Below are 15,566 nucleotides of genomic sequence, written 5' to 3'. Positions count from 1 at the left end.
ACATGATCAAAAAACCAACGACATTCGCGTTTGCCACACTGTGCGCACTCTGTGCCCCAATGACCGCATACGCACAGATGCCTGGAATGCATGGTACGCAGCACATTGGAATCACGGTTCCGGACGTTGACGAGGCGGTTGAATTCCTTGTAGATGTCATGGGATGCGAGTCATTCTTCTCATTCGGTCCCTTTGGACCTTTCGACAATGACTGGATGACCGAGAATCTCAACGTCAATCCACGTGCTGTCATCGAAGTCATCACAATGGTTCGCTGTGGAAATGGCCCGGCATTCGAGATTTTCAAATATACATCTCCGGACCAGAACCCCAATCCGCCGAAGAACAGTGATATCGGTGGCTACCATGTCGCCTTCTATGTTGATGACATCGAAGCAGCAACGCAATATCTGCACGACAATGAAGTTCGGGTTCTGGAAAGCCCACACCCTCTTACCGGGACCGGTCTCGAGGGCATGGATTGGGTGTACTTCCTGACACCGTGGGGCATGCAGATGGAACTAGTCAGCGCCCCGGACGGGATTATCGATGAACAGCAGAACGACCGCAGCTTCTGGGATCCACGCGCTGATCTTTGACGCCAAGCGAGTGCTCGGCCAGCTCCTGGTCGGGCCCAACTCAAGAGGAGGATGCATGTCGATGACACGACGATCGACCACGATTTTCGCGATTGTTCTGCAACTCTGGGCTGTCTGTCTTCTGCTTCTGCCGCAGCGAGTCGACGCGCATTTCAGCTATTCGGACCCACGCATTGTACATGTTACCGAATCGGACAAGCATGCTCTGGTCATTCTGCTGCGCATGCCAGCACCTCTGGCGTTGCTTCCCGCTGATTGGCAAGGCTCCAAAGACACTCGTCTGCCCCCCTTCGCCATGCACCACGCAGAGTACCTTTTCCTGGACCTCAACGCACTTCGAGCCAATCAGGATGCATTCCACCAACTTCTCCTGGACGGCTTGACAGTTTGGTTGTCCGATCAACCGCATGAACTGTTGGTGGGTAGATCCCGATTCTGGCTGGACACTGAAAGGCCCTCATTCGGCACGGTGAAATCCGCCCTGAATTCCCTGAACAGTAGTGCGTCAACCACCGCACTGCCCTACCTGGATGCAACGCTGGATGTCGAGTTCATTGTGCCAGCCGGCAGCCTGACGGCTCCAATCCGGATCAGCTCGAACCTGGGTGCCAACTTCCAGGTTATCGACAAATTCGGATCGATCGTGAAACTGCATCGCGATAGCGGTACCGAGACCGCAGCGATGATCGGCCTGCTTCGGGCCGATTTCCCCGGCATTCAAGCTGGCTGGGTTCGTTATTTGAATAGTGCCTTGATCGGGGCTGAGCACATATACCTGGGATTTGACCATCTGGCGATGATTGTCCTGATCGCTATCGCCGCAAGCGGTTGGCGTCAGGCTCTGCTTTGGGCATCAGCCTTTACCATCGGCCACGTTCTGACCCTGGCCTTGGGGCTTTATGGCTTTGTGCCACAAGGCAGATGGTTCATAAACTCTGTCGAGTTGCTGATCATACTCTCCATCGTGGCGGCGGGAACGGCCATCGCGCTGAGAATGTCGCACGCGTTGAACAGGGTGACGATGTTCGTCATAGGCCTGATCCACGGGTACGGGTTCGCCTCCGCGGCAAATGTGGCGCTTTTTTCCGGCGAAGTCAATGTCACCACCCTGGTGGCCTTCGCTTTCGGGCTGGAACTTTGTCAGTTCACGGTATACCTGGTCATCTTGCCGATAATCGTGCTTCTGGACAAAACAGACATTTTCAACGACGCACATTGGCGCCGGCCTGTCGCGTTTGCTCTTGCCGCTGCTGCGGGTGTATCTGTAGTTCACCCGTTTTAGTGGACACTGGGGTCATGCCGCTACAGCAGCAGATAGACTGTACCGGATGGCGAATCACTTCGGCATTCGCCATCCGAGCCACGCATTCACCAGCAGCGATCTCGATACACAACGTTCGAGGACAGTCTGCTACCAGTCCATCTCGCCCTTGCTGACCTTCGCACCGATTTCCAACGCCGGCATCAGGCCAAGATCCGGATACCGGGCTTGCATTGCAGCGATCAACTCCTCACTGTTCCCGGTCTCATCGAATGCTCGTTCGAAGGCAAGCAGGTATTCGCGCGTGAACCGCAGCGAGGCAACGCCATTGTTGGTGCCGCTGGCGGCATGGCCGGCGACGACCACGGCCGGATCACGGGCGATGAGTTCATCCAGCTCCGCAATCCAGTGCTGTCTGTCTTGTTTCGTGGGCGAATCGGCCGTCCAGACATGCAGCCCATCAAAGGCATACACACCTCCAACCACCGCATTCAAGGACGGCACCCAGAGATAGCGCCGATCATGCAGACGCTGTGAAGTCACGATGTCGATGGGCTGGTCTTCCAGCATCAGGCGCTTCTCGTCGAAGGCCTCGGCAAACACGATGTCCTCCTGTGTCTGCGGTCCGAACTCGCCCAGCTGTGGCCCCCAGGTATCCAGTTTGCCCTGAACGCTGGCATCGATGGCCTCGATCGTCTCTCTGGCGGCGATCACGCGCGCTTCGGGAAAAGCCGCCTTGATCGGCTTCAGGCTGAAGTAGTAGTCAGGATCAGGACAACTGATGTAGATCGTGGTCAGCTGCTTGCCACTGTCCTTGATCAGTGCCGCCATCTGTTCGCCAGCCGGCAGGTTGAAGCTGCCATCAATCAGGATGGCCTGCTTCTCGCCACTGAGCAGTACCGGTGCGCGGAAGAAATCCTTGTCATCGCCGCGCAGGGCCGACCAGCTGATGGTCGAGGTTTGTGCCTGGGCAAGGCGCGGCAGGCTCGTGCTCAATGCCAGCGCACTACTGCCGAGCAGGAAATGTCGTCGAGTCAGTTTCATGTCGATGTACCAGAATTGTATTGAAAATATCAGACTTGTTGAGTCTGGAAGGAGAGCCGCACGATCCTGCCGAACGACTCTCGACAGGTGGCTCAGTACGCCACATTGAACAGCGTTCGGAAATGCCTCGGCTCTTCCACTTCATTGAGCATCGCGATGGCATAGTCCTCGGCGCTGATGCGGCTCTTGTTACCCTGCTCGTCGACCAGCATGGTGCGATCCCCCAGACGGAAGTGCCCGGTGCGCTCGCCCGGTTCGATCATGCCGCCCGGTGCCAGCACGACGAAATCGATATCCGCCGCAACCAGCAAGGCATAGGCCTCGCGCATGGCCGTGGCCTCGGCCAGGATGGCCTCGGGTGTGAGTGTCAGCGCACTGGTGCCATCGGGCATCTGCAGCGAACTGCCACCGCCGACCATCAGGATGCGCTTGCCGATCTGTTCGTGCACTCGGATCAGGGAGCGGGTGAAGGCAGCGGCTTCTTCGACCGCATTGCCGGTATTGCGTGGGCTGAGTGCCGAGATGATCACATCGCTGTCGGCAGCCAGTTCGGCAAGACCCGTTTCATCAGCGATGTCCATGCCGACGATGCTGACCCCGGCACCGGCTGCAATCTTTTCCGGGTTGCGGGCCGCGGCGATAACCGCGTGCTTTCGTTGTGTGGCCTCTATCAGGATGCGGCTGCCGATCATGCCGCTGGCGCCGATCAGAAGAATCTTCATGTGTGTCTCCGTTGTCTGTGTGGGAGTTGACGGAGAGCAATCTACGGCAGCGCCGATGTAAGATAAAGATTGATCATGAAAACTTACAGTCAACCAAAAGTGGACAATCAATGCACCTCACTCACAACCTGAATCGCCTTGTGCATTTCGTGGCGATCGTCGAGGAAGGGACCATCACCGGTGCCGCGAGGCGTCTGGGGCTGAGCAAGGCCGTGGTCAGCAAACACCTGCAATTGCTGGAACAGGAGGTTGGTGTCAATCTGCTGGTCAGGAATACGCGCCGGCTGTACCCCAGCAAGGCCGGAGACGCTTTCTACCTGCGCAGCAAGGCTGTGCTGATCCAGGCCGAGCAGGCCTTTGAATCGCTGTCCGCCGAAACCGCTGAACCCGCCGGCCAGGTACGCATCAGCGCACCCACCGACTATGGCATCCACCGACTGGCACCGCAGTTGCGGGCATTCAGCGAAGCCTGGCCGAAGATCGAGATCGAACTGGACCTCAACGATGCTCGAGTCGATCTGCTCGAACAGCGTTTTGATCTGGCGTTTCGAGTTGGCTGGTTGCACGATTCCTCCAACCTGGCCAGAAAACTCGGCGATTTTCGTGAAATCTTCGTCGCCGAGGCTCGGACAGCGAGACGCTGGCAGGTCTCACGACCCGAGCAACTGAGCTCGCTGCCTTTCATTGCGTTCAGTGGTTTCGATGAATCGCGCCGAACGCTCACCCGTCAGGGCCAGCAGCGCACGATCAACCTGACAGCGGCTCTGTCGATCAATGTGACATCGGCCATGCACGAGGCCGTGCGCTCCGGCAACTGTCTGGCGGTTCTGCCCGATTACAGCGTGAAGCAGGACCTGGCCGAAGGCCGACTGGTGGAACTGCTGCCCGACTGGCAGCTCAGAACTGGCGGCATCTATCTCGTCAGTTCGCCGAGTCGCTTGCGTACACGCGCGGTCAGCCTGCTGATCAATGAACTGACCACAGAGCTGGGGGAGCGTTCACCTCCGGCATAACCCACAGATAGCGGAGTCTGCGACTGTCTTCCGTGTCACGAGCCATGTGGCATGAAGATCCACTGCATCGCTCCTTCTGCCATGGCTGGCCCGAGCTGGCGCTGGCCCCCTGATCAACGCGCGCCTCGCAGGCCCACGTGACTATTGGGAGCGCCATTCAGCAAGGCTCTGCCCGAATTCATATAGTATCAGTAGTCAATCCACCCCTGCCAATGACACTTTTTCGGTCACCGAGGAATTCTTGAAACTACGCTGCTACGAAGGCTTGGACCCTGATCGCATTCCGGCTCTCGACAAGTTTCGCGCTGCCATCGAGGAGAACGATTTCAGCCGTGCACAAATCGCCAAGATTGGTCCGAATCTTTACCGGGCACGGCTCGGCAAGGCGGCACGCTTGCTATTCGCCTTCTACCGGGCCGGTGAACAGACCGAGTGTCTGGTTCTTGAACACTTGCCCAACCACGACTACGAGAAGTCGCGCTTCCTGACACGCGGTGTGGGTATCGACCCTGCCCGCGCTGCTGCCGGCCAGGTGCTGGCCGAGAATTCCGTTGATGGTGACGACACGACGCTCGACCTCGCAGCCATCGACGCCGAAGCGACACCTCTGGTATATCTCAATCCCCGAGGCGAGCACTTTCACGTGCTTGACAAGGTGCTGTCCTTCGATGACGAGCAGCAGGCCATTTTCGACCTGCCTGCTCCACTGGTCATCGTCGGTTCGGCCGGTAGCGGCAAGACCGCACTGACACTGGAGAAATTGAAACTTGCCCGGGGCGATGTACTGTATGTCAGCCTTTCGCCCTATCTCGTCGAAAGCGCTCGCGCACTGTATTCTGCCAATGGCTATGAGAACGACGAGCAATCGGTCGATTTCCTGTCCTTCAACGAATTTCTCGAATCGGTTCGCGTACCGGCGGGGCGCGAAGTCACCCAGCAGGACTTCGATGGCTGGTTTGCACGGCATCGATCCGGCAGCGGGCTAGGCGACGGCCATGCCCTGTTCGAGGAATTTCGTGGTGTCATCACCAGCCCTGTTGGTGACAAGGGCTGGCTGAGCCGGGCACAGTACCTCGAGCTAGGTATCCGTCAGTCCATCTTTACCGAGGCACAGCGTGATACTGTCTATACCCTGTTCGAACGCTATCTCGACTTTCTCGAACAGTCCGAGCTTTTCGACCCGAATATCGTCTGTCATCGCATTCGCAAGGAGGTCACTCCGCGATACGACTTCGTGGTTGTCGACGAAGTACAGGACTTCACCAACATCCAGCTCTATCTGCTGCTCTCGACTCTGCATCAGCCCGGTGAATTCCTGCTTTGCGGCGACGCCAACCAGATCGTCCACCCGAATTTCTTCTCCTGGTCCTCGCTGAAATCGCTGTTCTTCGAACAACGCGAGCTCACCGGCCAACACGATACCTTGCACATACTTCGCGGCAACTACCGTAATTCACCACTGGTTACCGGTATTGCCAACCGCATCCTCAAACTCAAACATGCACGCTTCGGTTCGGTCGATCGGGAAAGCAATCATCTGGTGGAAAGCCGCGGCCAGACCAGCGGTAGCCTGCAATTGCTGGAACACAGCGAAAAGGTATGTAGCGAACTGGACAGCAAGACGCGGCGCTCGACCCGCTTCGCGGTACTGGTCATGCATACGTCCGACAAGGCGGCAGCGCGCAGGCATTTCAATACACCACTGGTGTTCGCGATCCACGAAGCCAAGGGGCTCGAATACGAAAGCATCATTCTCTACAACTTCATTGCCGGTGAGGAGAAGGTGTTTCGCGACATAGCCCGCGATGTCGATCCGGAGCAACTCGAAGTCGACGAACTCGCCTATGCGCGGGCAAAGAGCAAGAACGACAAATCGCTCGAGATCTACAAGTTCTACATCAACGGTCTGTATGTCGCGATAACCCGCGCCATACGCAATGTCTACCTGATAGAGGAGCGACTTGACCATCCGGCGATTCGCCTGCTCGATCTGGAACGCTTCACCGGCGAGCTCGATGTCGAGGATTCGGGCTCCAGCATCGAGGAATGGCAACGTGAGGCACGCAAGCTGGAGCTGCAAGGCAAGCATGAGCAGGCCGAGGCGATCCATCGCGACATTCTCGAAGTCAAGCCGGTGCCCTGGCCGGTGCTCGACCGCGAGTCCTTTGCCGACTTGCGGCAATCGGCCTTTGCCGAAAACCATAGAAAGAAGCTGTTGCAAGTGTTCGAGACCGCTCTTCTGATGGAGCACCAGGCGAGTCTCAACGAGCTTGAACGGCTGAAGTTCAAGCCAGCGCTGCAGCCACTGGAGAATGCTGAAAAGAAGCTGCTGCGACAGCACTACGCCAACTACGAATTCTCCAATCCGCAAGCGGTGATCCGCGATTGCGAACGCTACGGTATCGATCACCGGAGTCCTCACAATCTGACGCCGCTGATGATCGCGGCCCGCCTTGCCCATGCCGAACTGATCGAGGCTTTGCTCGACCGCGGAGCCAACACCAGCCTGGTTGCCAACCATGGGCTCAATGCCTGGCAGATCCTGTTGAATCGAGCCACAGCCTCCCCCAGTGCCGCTTTCGACAATCGGGCAGCGAACTGCGCCCCGTTGCTGAAACCGACCAGCTGCTCGGTGCAGGCCGACAATCGTCTGATCAAGCTCGGCGGGCACCTGATGGAGTCGTTTCTGCTGGATCTGATGATCGCCCTGTTCTACCGAGTGCTTGACGATCAAGCGCCCTATGAATGTGCCTTCACCGCCGCGGACATCGCATCAATTGTGGAAGGGCTTCCCGATAGCCTGCTGCCGAAGAAGCGCAAACGCCAAAGCTATATCAGCAGTGTACTGTCGAAAAACGAAGTGACGCGCGACGGGCCCTATAATCGCAAGCTGTTCATGCGCATCCGGCGTGGTCACTACATCATCAACCCGACGCTGAAACTGCGCATCGATGGCAACTGGCGGCCGATTCACGAGCTGCTGCAACTCGACGACCTGGCTCCACGCTTGCTCTCACCACACGATTTCCCGATTCACTCCGAGCAGCAGCGTCGAATTCGCGAACAGAATCATCAAGACGAGCTGCGCAAGCTCGAGCACTGGATGGGAGAATTTGTCGACATGGTGCAGGCCCACAAGGAGCGCATGGAGCAAGAGCAGTTGGAGCGAGCGCAGCTGGAACAGTGACAGCTGGCGACTTCCAGGCCGCCATCGGGTACCGTGATTGCAGTTACCAGGATGAATGCCGAGGGTGCGGTTCCGCTCGAACCGAATCTACCGAGCTTGCACAAATCAGTAGGCTCCTCCGCCACATCAATGATGGCCCGACCTTTTGGCAGAACTCACCGAACTGACTCAGGCACGCCGTTGATCGACCGCACTGCAAGAACGAGTTCCAGCAGCTTTGCTTGCAGTACTGAACCTGCTACCGCTCGCAACGCGCAGATGTGCATGAACCGAACAAAACGCCAGGAGCACGCCCCATCACCGCTCTGACAATCTATACGCTCGTCGCCCACAGGCTTATCCACAGTATTTGTGGATAACCGTAACAGGCACACCCGTTCTCTGCCTCGCCTAGCCTGGCCTGGCCTAGCCTGGCCTGGCCTGGCCTGGCCTGGCATGGCATGGCATGGCATGGCATGGCATGGCATGGCATGGCATGGCATGGCGGTGAAGTCTGCCGACCCGTTTCAACCCCTTCCAGTCGATCCAGACCTCAACCACTCGTCACGATCCATCAAATCGTGAAATAACCTTGCAAATTCTGTATTCAATGCCAGAATTGCAAGGATGATAGAACGAAGACTCTTCAAGGAAGTCAATCAGCGGCTGGAGCACATGCCAGCCGTTGCCATACTGGGACCGCGTCAGGCTGGCAAAACGACGCTGGCTTTACAGATCGCGGACAGACACTCTTCGCTCTACCTTGATTTGCAGCTGGACAGTGACAGGGCGAAATTGGCCGATCCTGCACCCTACCTCAGCGAGCACCGAGACAAGCTGATCATTCTGGATGAAATTCACCGCGTGCCCGGGCTTTTCAGCACCTTGCGAGCGGTCATCGATACCAACCGGCGGGCAGGCAGACGATACGCGCAGTTCGTCATACTGGGTTCTGCCAGCCCTGAGCTGCTTCGCCAGTCCAGTGAATCCCTCGCAGGTCGACTTGCCTACACAGAGCTCTACGGCATAGACTTGCTGGAAGCGAACACGCACCATGACGGTGTGTCCGGTGAGCAGACGAGCATACTGAACCAGCTCTGGACACGTGGCGGTTTTCCGGATTCATTTCTAGCGAACACGGATCGTAACAGTCTGCTATGGCGACGCGATTTCATTACCACCTACCTGCAACGTGATATTCCCGATCTCGGTCCTGCCATTGCCAGTGAAACACTGCGTCGCTTCTGGACCATGCTCGCCCATTTGTCGGGTGGACTGCTGAATCGCTCCACACTGGCGCGGAGTCTGGATGTGAATGCAACCACAATATCGCGCTACCTGGATTTGATGGTGGACCTGTTGTTGGTACGTCAACTAAAACCCTGGCACGGCAATCTTGGTAAGCGACTGGTCAAATCGCCAAAAGTCTATTTGAGAGATACGGGCGTTCTTCATGCCCTACTGGCCATTGATTCAAGAGAGCAATTGCTAGGTCACCCGAAATTGGGCGATAGCTTCGAAGGCTTCGTCATGGAACAACTGCTCTCGGTTACGTCATCCGATACTGCCACGTCCTTCTACAGGACATCCGCTGGCGCGGAGATAGATCTCGTTCTCGAATTCGGCCTGGAACGCTGGGCTATCGAAATCAAGCACTCAAGCGCACCCTCCCCCAGTCGAGGATTCCATGAAGGGTGCAAAGACATCAAAGCCACCAGACGGCTCGTCGTCTACCCCGGTAACGAGAGCTACACGATCAGAGATGGCGTGGAAGTTGTCACTATCACGGGGCTCATGGGTGAGCTAAGCGGGCGTTTGTGAAAAAAACTTGCAACATGACCGATTTGCGGGCCGCTGTGGAATGAGTCAAAGCCCAGACCGGTCAACTCACGCCATCGGCAAGTCCATCTTGCACGTTTCCATATGACCGGCCACAGATCACTATCCAGACTGCCACCGGTCGGAATCCCGAGTTCCCGCATCATCCCCTGTATGTCAGGCGCTGTGCAGATTCAACAAGGATGGCGCGATCAGGAAGAGTCAACCCCATCGTCATACAACCCCGCCATCAACAATAATACATTGTCCAGTTACCATGCGCGCTGCATCCGAGGCCAGCCCCCGGGTCAGACCGACAATACCGGCCTTGGCCGTGTGATAGGCCGTCAGGTTTTCGGCCAGTTTCATCCACGCAGTGGATGACAGATCACCTTTTTGGAACACCTCCTATCTCGCGAGTCTCGCTGACAGTAGACATCACGAGCTGAAAGAAGACGCGCCGGCTTATCCAAAAGGGAACGCGATAGACACCAACGTGCTGGCTCCTCCGATAATCGTCTACGCCGACTTGATCTCAACCGGAGACCCCAGGAACCTCGAAGCTGCAAAACTTTTACGCGATGAGTACATTACTGAACCTGACGGGACAGATTGACACCCTAACCGTCGGTACTCTGTATGACTTCAGCTATCGCAGCCATGCAAGCTGCCCCAGCAATCCAGCCAACGATTGGCAAATGGTAGCCTACAATCCTTCATACCAGAATCCCAAGGACGCCCGCCCACAATGGCCAACAAAGTGGATGGATTCACCGCACTTCCTGCCGAACCCGGTCTCTACGATCAGCTGATCGATGAGCAACTGCAGGCACAACTCACCGAACTGACTCAGGCACGCCTGGCACCGGATATCAAGCAGGTAGACCCTGCAGAACTGCCCGACCGAGTCGGAGAGATCGTCGGCAAATGGGTCTCACAGACCCTGGCCTCGGTGACACCCGATGACAGAGCCGCAGCGGCCATTGTGCTCTCGCATTCCATCATCAATGCGCTCACTCCCGAGAAGCATGACGCTGACGCATCGTTGAGTGCACTGGCAGATCCCGTGAGCCGTCTGCTGGCTGTCAATCCTCTCTCGCCCACGGACAAACCCATCTCCATTCGTCAGCCTTTGACACCTTTACGAGACACCGTGCTGATGACCAACGCGCGAGACCAGCCTGCCGTTGGTAGAGAGATTGAAGCCGAGATAGCGTCCGCTGACAGGATCGATCTGGTTCTGGCCTTCATCCGCTGGACCGGCATTCGGCAACTCCTGCCCAGCCTGAAACGTCACAGCGAGGCCGGTAGAAAGATCCGCATCATCACGACCGTCTACACGGGCAGCACGGAACTCAAGGCACTGGATGTCTTGAAGGAGCTGGGCGCCGAGATCAAGGTCAGCTACGACACCTCCACCACTCGCCTGCACGCCAAGGCCTGGTTGTTCCAGCGTAGAACCGGCTTCTCTACCGTCTATATCGGCTCCTCGAACCTCACCTTCTCTGCCATGACGCCTGGCCTGGAGTGGAATGTACGCGCCTCCCAGCGACTCAATCCGGAACTGATCACTGCCTTCGAGCGTACCTTTGCCACCTACTGGGAAGATGCGCATTTCGAGCCGTTCAATCGCGATCAGTTCATCAAGGCCACGGCTCGCGCCACCGACGAATCCATCGTCACGCCCTTCGACATTCAGCCCTACCCCTTCCAGCGTCAGATTCTCGAGCGCTTGCAGGTAGAACGGGCCAAGGGCTATCCGAACAATCTCGTGGTCGCAGCAACCGGTACCGGTAAGACCATCATGGCGGCCTTCGACTACCGTCAGTTGAAAGCCGACCTTCCCCGCTCTCGCTTACTGTTTGTCGCCCATCGCAGTGAAATCCTTGTGCAGAGCCGGACCACTTTCAGGCATGTACTACGTAGCGGCTCCTTCGGTGAGCTCTGGGTGGACGGACAAACCCCCACATCGTGGGAGCACGTGTTCGCCTCCATCCAATCGATTACCGCCAACGATGTCACCACGCTCGACCCCAGGCAATTCGATGTCGTCATCATCGATGAATTTCATCATGCAGCCGCCAACAGTTATGAGGCCTTGCTCAATCACATCAAACCTCGTCATCTGCTCGGCCTGACGGCCACGCCGGAACGTACCGATGGGCTGGATATTCTCAAGTGGTTCGATGGCAAGGTCAGCGTGGAGCTACGACTGTGGGATGCGCTGGAGCAAGGCCTGCTCTCCCCCTTCCACTACTTCGGTATTCATGATTCCACCGATCTGTCGAAGATCACCTGGCGACGTGGTAGCGGCTACGACCTCAAGGAGCTGACGAACCTGTACACCGGTGATGATCTGCGAGCCTCCAAGGTAATACAAGCCGTGACCGACAAGATCGGCGAACCGACACGCATGCGAGCGCTGGGGTTCTGCGTCAGTATCGAACATGCCCACTTCATGGCCGAGCGATTTGCGCGCGCCGGTATCGCGGCCCTGGCCGTCACCTCCCGATACAGCTCGACCGATCGGCGCACCGCACTCGATGAACTGCGCGAAGGCAAGCAGAATATTCTGTTCACGGTGGATCTCTTCAACGAAGGGGTGGACATCCCAACCGTTGATGTCGTGCTGATGCTGCGCCCCACCGAGAGTGCCACCATCTTCCTGCAGCAACTGGGACGAGGCCTGCGGCGCGCTGACGGCAAGGAGGTGCTCACGGTACTGGATTTCGTGGGTCATCACCGCAAGGAGTTTCGTTTTGACTTGCGCTATCGCGCCATGCTGGGTATCAGCCGACGTCAACTGGAAAGCGATATCAAACAGGGATTCCCGTTTCTGCCAGCCGGTTGCCTGCTGGAACTCGACGCGGTTGCCAGAGGAGTGGTGCTGAAAAACATCCGGGAATCTCTGCCCACGGATTGGCGCCAGCGTATTCAGGAGCTTCGTACCATCGGTGACACCACGCTTGCCAACTACTTGCAGGAGACCGGCCTGGAGCTGGATGACCTCTATCGAGGCAACCACACCTGGACAGAACTGCGCCGTGCAGCTGGCATCGACAAGACTGACGCCCTTGACGGTGAAGCCATGATCGGTCGTGGCATTGCCCGCCTGTTGCATCTGGATGATCAGGAGCGCATCAGTGCCTATCGAAAGCTGCTCAGTTCAGCCCTTCCACCGCAGGCCAACGATCTGGATGAGCGAACCCGTCGGCAACTCGAAGGTCTGCTACTGACCGTTCTCAGTCCGAGGAAAAATCACTACCAGAATCTCGACCAGGCATCGGCCACCTTCTGGCAGCACGAGGGCCTGCGAACCGAGCTACTGGCCGTACTCGATTTGCTCCAGCCGCAAATCACCCACCTGCACCACCCACTCGGGCTGCTGCATCCCATCCCTCTGCAGGTTCATGCCAGCTACACGCGCGAGGAGATCCTGGCAGCGTTCGGCGCCTCCACGGTCGAGCAACCCCTGCCGCTTCAGGCCGGAGTTTACTGGCACGCCCCCACACAGACGGAACTGCTGTTCATCACCTTGCAGAAAACCGAGAAGGACTACTCGCCCACCACCCGCTACCTGGACTATGCGATCAGCGAACGCCTGTTCCACTGGGAAACTCAGGCGAAGGTCACCGTTGACAGTGCACAAGGCCAGAACTACCTCCATCATGAACAGCGGAATCGCTCCATCGTCCTGTTCATTCGATCAGCCAAGAAGCAGCCCAATGGCCGAACCATGCCGTACTTCTGCGCAGGCCTGGCCAGCTATGTCGAACATCAATCAGAGCGGCCCATGCAGATCACCTGGCGGCTACAGCAGCCTCTGCCGGGTGATGTGTTTGTCGAGTATCGGGCGGCGGTGGCTTGAAGACTGGCTCAAACCGAGCCTGCCAGCCGAAGGCGAATGGATAACTCCGCGCTTTAGCAGAAAAGCACACTCTCCGGGTGCGCATACTTTGTACAGAATGACGAGAGCATGACAAGGACTCAGCCTCACCGATCTATACGTGGTTCATCCACATACTTATCCACAGGATTTGGGGATAACCGTAACAGGCACACCCGTCTCTGCCCCGCCCGGCATGGCGGTGAAGTCTGCCGACCCGTTTCAACCCCTTCCAGTCGATCCAGACCTCAACCATCCTTCAATCTCGCACGCTGAGGCAGGTCATCGAGCGCCATCTGCTCACCCACCGGGTCCTCCAGATCACCCCAGCCTTTCAAAAGCCCGAGAGCCTGCAACACCGCCGCGTAGGTGCCGGCCTTGACAGCCGGATTTCCGCTCTCGACCTTGGCGATGGTCTGGCGCGTTGTGCCGGCGCGCTGCGCAACGATCTCGGCCGTCAGCCGTCGACGCAGGCGTGCGATGCGAATGTTCTCCCCAGCGTCACGAGTTCCTTGCGAGCCGCTCGGGGTACTTTGACGGGTACGGCCATAAGGGAATCTCCGGACTACATTGTCGCCGTTTTTGTTTTTCTGAGAAGACATTAAGGTCAATGCCTGTCGCGTGATGGGGGGTGACTGGATACTCGGGTCGCAATCACATTTAACGTTATCTCATGGATACATAAACCTATTTGAAGTTTCATTGACATGTCCTTGAGCAATAGCCGTGCGCAAAGTATTGAGCTCAGTCTCGTAGCTGATAATGAGAGTCACCTCCCCGGTCATCAGCATCTGGAAGTGTTCAAGGCGACCACCCTCCATGCGGCGTATTCCAATTTCGAAGAGGACAGGAAAGGCAGTATTGAAGTCGGTAAGCTGGCAGACCTCGTCGTTCTGTCAGAAGACCCGCTGACCGTAGACCCGACCACAATCAAGGATGTTATGGTCGAGCAAACCATTCTGGGTGGTGAAACCGGGCGATACGGTAGCCAAACAGGGCGCTGCCGACGGCTCCTGCCAGACATTGCAAACTCATTCCCAGCGCCCCACGAGCACCGTCGATGGGGTCAGCGATCCGAGCTCACGGATGGAGAATTGTGAGATTGAACGATGACGGCAGTGTTCCGGCAGACAACCCCTTTATCTCTGAATCACCAAAAGGGTAAAACAGGATGCAATGCCACGTAGCACCACGAACGTCCATCTGAGCTCTCGCCACTCAGTAGTCAAGGGTTCATGTCACACAATGTTCATTTGAAATTACATATGGGTAGACGTATATATGTGCGGCATCAACTCTGCTTTCGATCCCCCTGCTGAACAGACGTTCCGGAATCCCCATGAAATTTCGAACCGCTTTGAGTTACACCGCCCCACTCCTGATAACGATCACACTGATACTGGCAGCGTGCAGCTCAGGTGAAAAATCAGCCGCCAATGAAAGAGAAGATAGTGACGGCAAAGATCCGAGAAGCCCGGCTGCAGCGGTGGAAATAAAGAGTGCTGGTTCGACTTTCGCTGCACCGATCATCGAGTCCTGGATAGACAGCTATACCGATGTCGACAGTGAAATCGCACTCCACTACGATGCTGTCGGCAGCGGTGAGGGAATCAGGCGTTATCTGGAATCAGGCGTTGATATCGGGGCTAGCGATGCGCTATTGAACCCAGAAGAGCTGAAGCTGGCAGAGGGCACTCGGCAGCTACCACTGACCGCCGGCATGATCGGTATCACCTACAACATGCCACAGCTAACGCAACCCCTGAGATTGTCGCGCGAAGCCTACACAGGCATTTTTCTGGGAACGGTGGATCGTTGGGATGACCCCTTGATCGTTGCCGAAAACCCCCAAGCCAATCTACCGGCAAAGCTCATACAGCTGGTAGCGCGAGCCGATAGTAGCGGCACCACACATTCATTCACCGAGCACCTTTCAACCATCAGTCCGCAATGGGCTGCCGGACCGGGTACTTCCAAACGGTACCCGTTCACGGCATAACCACTGCGTGATGCCGATTCAGGCGCGAGGCAGCAATCCGGGTGGGTCGAACACGAAT

At 57.0% G+C, this 15,566-nt stretch carries 13 protein-coding genes; 9 read left to right on the top strand and 4 right to left on the bottom strand.

The window, feature by feature from the left end; translation table 11 throughout:
• Nucleotides 1-2 precede the first annotated feature (2 nt).
• Both ACUNV4_RS28790 and ACUNV4_RS28785 read left to right on the top strand, forming a co-directional pair.
• Nucleotides 3-599, top strand: coding sequence for a VOC family protein (locus ACUNV4_RS28790; RefSeq protein WP_430882124.1), 597 nt, complete (start codon nt 3-5; stop codon nt 597-599).
• A complete protein-coding gene (locus ACUNV4_RS28785) occupies nt 550-1,881 on the top strand; it encodes a HupE/UreJ family protein (RefSeq protein ID WP_430882123.1) in 1,332 nt (443 codons plus the stop codon). Before ACUNV4_RS28790 ends, ACUNV4_RS28785 begins: the two co-directional genes overlap by 50 nt.
• Nucleotides 1,882-2,010: 129 nt before the next feature.
• Here the strand turns inward: ACUNV4_RS28785 and ACUNV4_RS28780 are convergent, their stop codons facing one another.
• Complete coding sequence (locus ACUNV4_RS28780) at nt 2,011-2,904, bottom strand: hypothetical protein (protein ID WP_430882122.1); 894 nt, start codon at nt 2,902-2,904, stop codon at nt 2,011-2,013.
• A 92-nt stretch (nt 2,905-2,996) separates the two neighbouring features.
• Entirely contained in the window at nt 2,997-3,626 is a 630-nt protein-coding gene (locus ACUNV4_RS28775; protein WP_430882121.1) for an NAD(P)-dependent oxidoreductase, read from the bottom strand.
• 110 nt (nt 3,627-3,736) lie between these two features.
• Here ACUNV4_RS28775 and ACUNV4_RS28770 point away from each other — a divergent pair, with 110 nt between their 5' ends.
• The 3 genes from ACUNV4_RS28770 to ACUNV4_RS28760 all read left to right on the top strand — a co-directional run bounded on the left by ACUNV4_RS28770 (nt 3,737) and on the right by ACUNV4_RS28760 (nt 9,626).
• Nucleotides 3,737-4,639 (top strand): LysR family transcriptional regulator, encoded by a 903-nt coding sequence (locus tag ACUNV4_RS28770; protein ID WP_430882120.1) that lies wholly within the window; start codon nt 3,737-3,739, stop codon nt 4,637-4,639.
• Between the two features lie 241 nt (nt 4,640-4,880).
• Nucleotides 4,881-7,826 carry a UvrD-helicase domain-containing protein gene (locus tag ACUNV4_RS28765; protein ID WP_430882119.1) on the top strand — a complete coding sequence of 982 codons (2,946 nt, stop codon included), beginning with the start codon at nt 4,881-4,883 and terminating at the stop codon, nt 7,824-7,826.
• 606 nt (nt 7,827-8,432) lie between these two features.
• Nucleotides 8,433-9,626 (top strand): ATP-binding protein, encoded by a 1,194-nt coding sequence (locus ACUNV4_RS28760; protein ID WP_430882118.1) that lies wholly within the window; start codon nt 8,433-8,435, stop codon nt 9,624-9,626.
• Nucleotides 9,627-9,857: 231 nt separating this feature from the next.
• Here ACUNV4_RS28760 and ACUNV4_RS28755 read toward each other — a convergent pair whose 3' ends face one another.
• Nucleotides 9,858-10,028 (bottom strand): hypothetical protein, encoded by a 171-nt coding sequence (locus ACUNV4_RS28755; protein ID WP_430882152.1) that lies wholly within the window; start codon nt 10,026-10,028, stop codon nt 9,858-9,860.
• On the opposite strand from ACUNV4_RS28755, the gene ACUNV4_RS28750 reads away from it, so the two are divergent.
• The gene (locus ACUNV4_RS28750) at nt 10,000-10,239 is read left to right on the top strand and encodes a type IV toxin-antitoxin system AbiEi family antitoxin (RefSeq protein ID WP_430882117.1); all 240 of its coding nucleotides are present in this window, start codon (nt 10,000-10,002) and stop codon (nt 10,237-10,239) included. The genes ACUNV4_RS28755 and ACUNV4_RS28750 overlap by 29 nt on opposite strands.
• Before the next feature lie 132 nt (nt 10,240-10,371).
• The gene (locus ACUNV4_RS28745; RefSeq protein ID WP_430882116.1) at nt 10,372-13,491 is read left to right on the top strand and encodes a DUF3427 domain-containing protein; all 3,120 of its coding nucleotides are present in this window, start codon (nt 10,372-10,374) and stop codon (nt 13,489-13,491) included.
• A gap of 266 nt (nt 13,492-13,757) precedes the next feature.
• Here ACUNV4_RS28745 and ACUNV4_RS28740 read toward each other — a convergent pair whose 3' ends face one another.
• The gene (locus ACUNV4_RS28740) at nt 13,758-14,111 is read right to left on the bottom strand and encodes a helix-turn-helix domain-containing protein (protein ID WP_430882115.1); all 354 of its coding nucleotides are present in this window, start codon (nt 14,109-14,111) and stop codon (nt 13,758-13,760) included.
• Nucleotides 14,112-14,216: 105 nt separating this feature from the next.
• Between ACUNV4_RS28740 and ACUNV4_RS28735 the strand changes: the two genes are divergently transcribed.
• On the top strand, nt 14,217-14,609 hold the full coding sequence (locus ACUNV4_RS28735; RefSeq protein ID WP_430882114.1) for an amidohydrolase family protein: 393 nt from the start codon (nt 14,217-14,219) through the stop codon (nt 14,607-14,609).
• A 239-nt stretch (nt 14,610-14,848) separates the two neighbouring features.
• The gene (locus tag ACUNV4_RS28730; RefSeq protein WP_430882113.1) at nt 14,849-15,508 is read left to right on the top strand and encodes a phosphate ABC transporter substrate-binding protein PstS; all 660 of its coding nucleotides are present in this window, start codon (nt 14,849-14,851) and stop codon (nt 15,506-15,508) included.
• The last annotated feature ends 58 nt before the right edge of the window (nt 15,509-15,566 follow it).

This window comes from Granulosicoccus sp. 3-233, from assembly GCF_052681095.1.
Note: the sequence above shows the minus strand (reverse complement) of the source record. Positions and strands in the feature narration are given on the sequence as shown.

Coding starts and splice junctions, on each gene's coding strand:
- ACUNV4_RS28790 (WP_430882124.1), top strand. CDS start 3: ATGATCAAAAAACCAACGACATTCGCGTTTGCCACACTGTGCGCACTC.
- ACUNV4_RS28785 (WP_430882123.1), top strand. CDS start 550: ATGAACAGCAGAACGACCGCAGCTTCTGGGATCCACGCGCTGATCTTT.
- ACUNV4_RS28780 (WP_430882122.1), bottom strand. CDS start 2,904: ATGAAACTGACTCGACGACATTTCCTGCTCGGCAGTAGTGCGCTGGCA.
- ACUNV4_RS28775 (WP_430882121.1), bottom strand. CDS start 3,626: ATGAAGATTCTTCTGATCGGCGCCAGCGGCATGATCGGCAGCCGCATC.
- ACUNV4_RS28770 (WP_430882120.1), top strand. CDS start 3,737: ATGCACCTCACTCACAACCTGAATCGCCTTGTGCATTTCGTGGCGATC.
- ACUNV4_RS28760 (WP_430882118.1), top strand. CDS start 8,433: ATGATAGAACGAAGACTCTTCAAGGAAGTCAATCAGCGGCTGGAGCAC.
- ACUNV4_RS28745 (WP_430882116.1), top strand. CDS start 10,372: ATGGCCAACAAAGTGGATGGATTCACCGCACTTCCTGCCGAACCCGGT.
- ACUNV4_RS28740 (WP_430882115.1), bottom strand. CDS start 14,111: ATGTCTTCTCAGAAAAACAAAAACGGCGACAATGTAGTCCGGAGATTC.
- ACUNV4_RS28735 (WP_430882114.1), top strand. CDS start 14,217: ATGTCCTTGAGCAATAGCCGTGCGCAAAGTATTGAGCTCAGTCTCGTA.
- ACUNV4_RS28730 (WP_430882113.1), top strand. CDS start 14,849: ATGAAATTTCGAACCGCTTTGAGTTACACCGCCCCACTCCTGATAACG.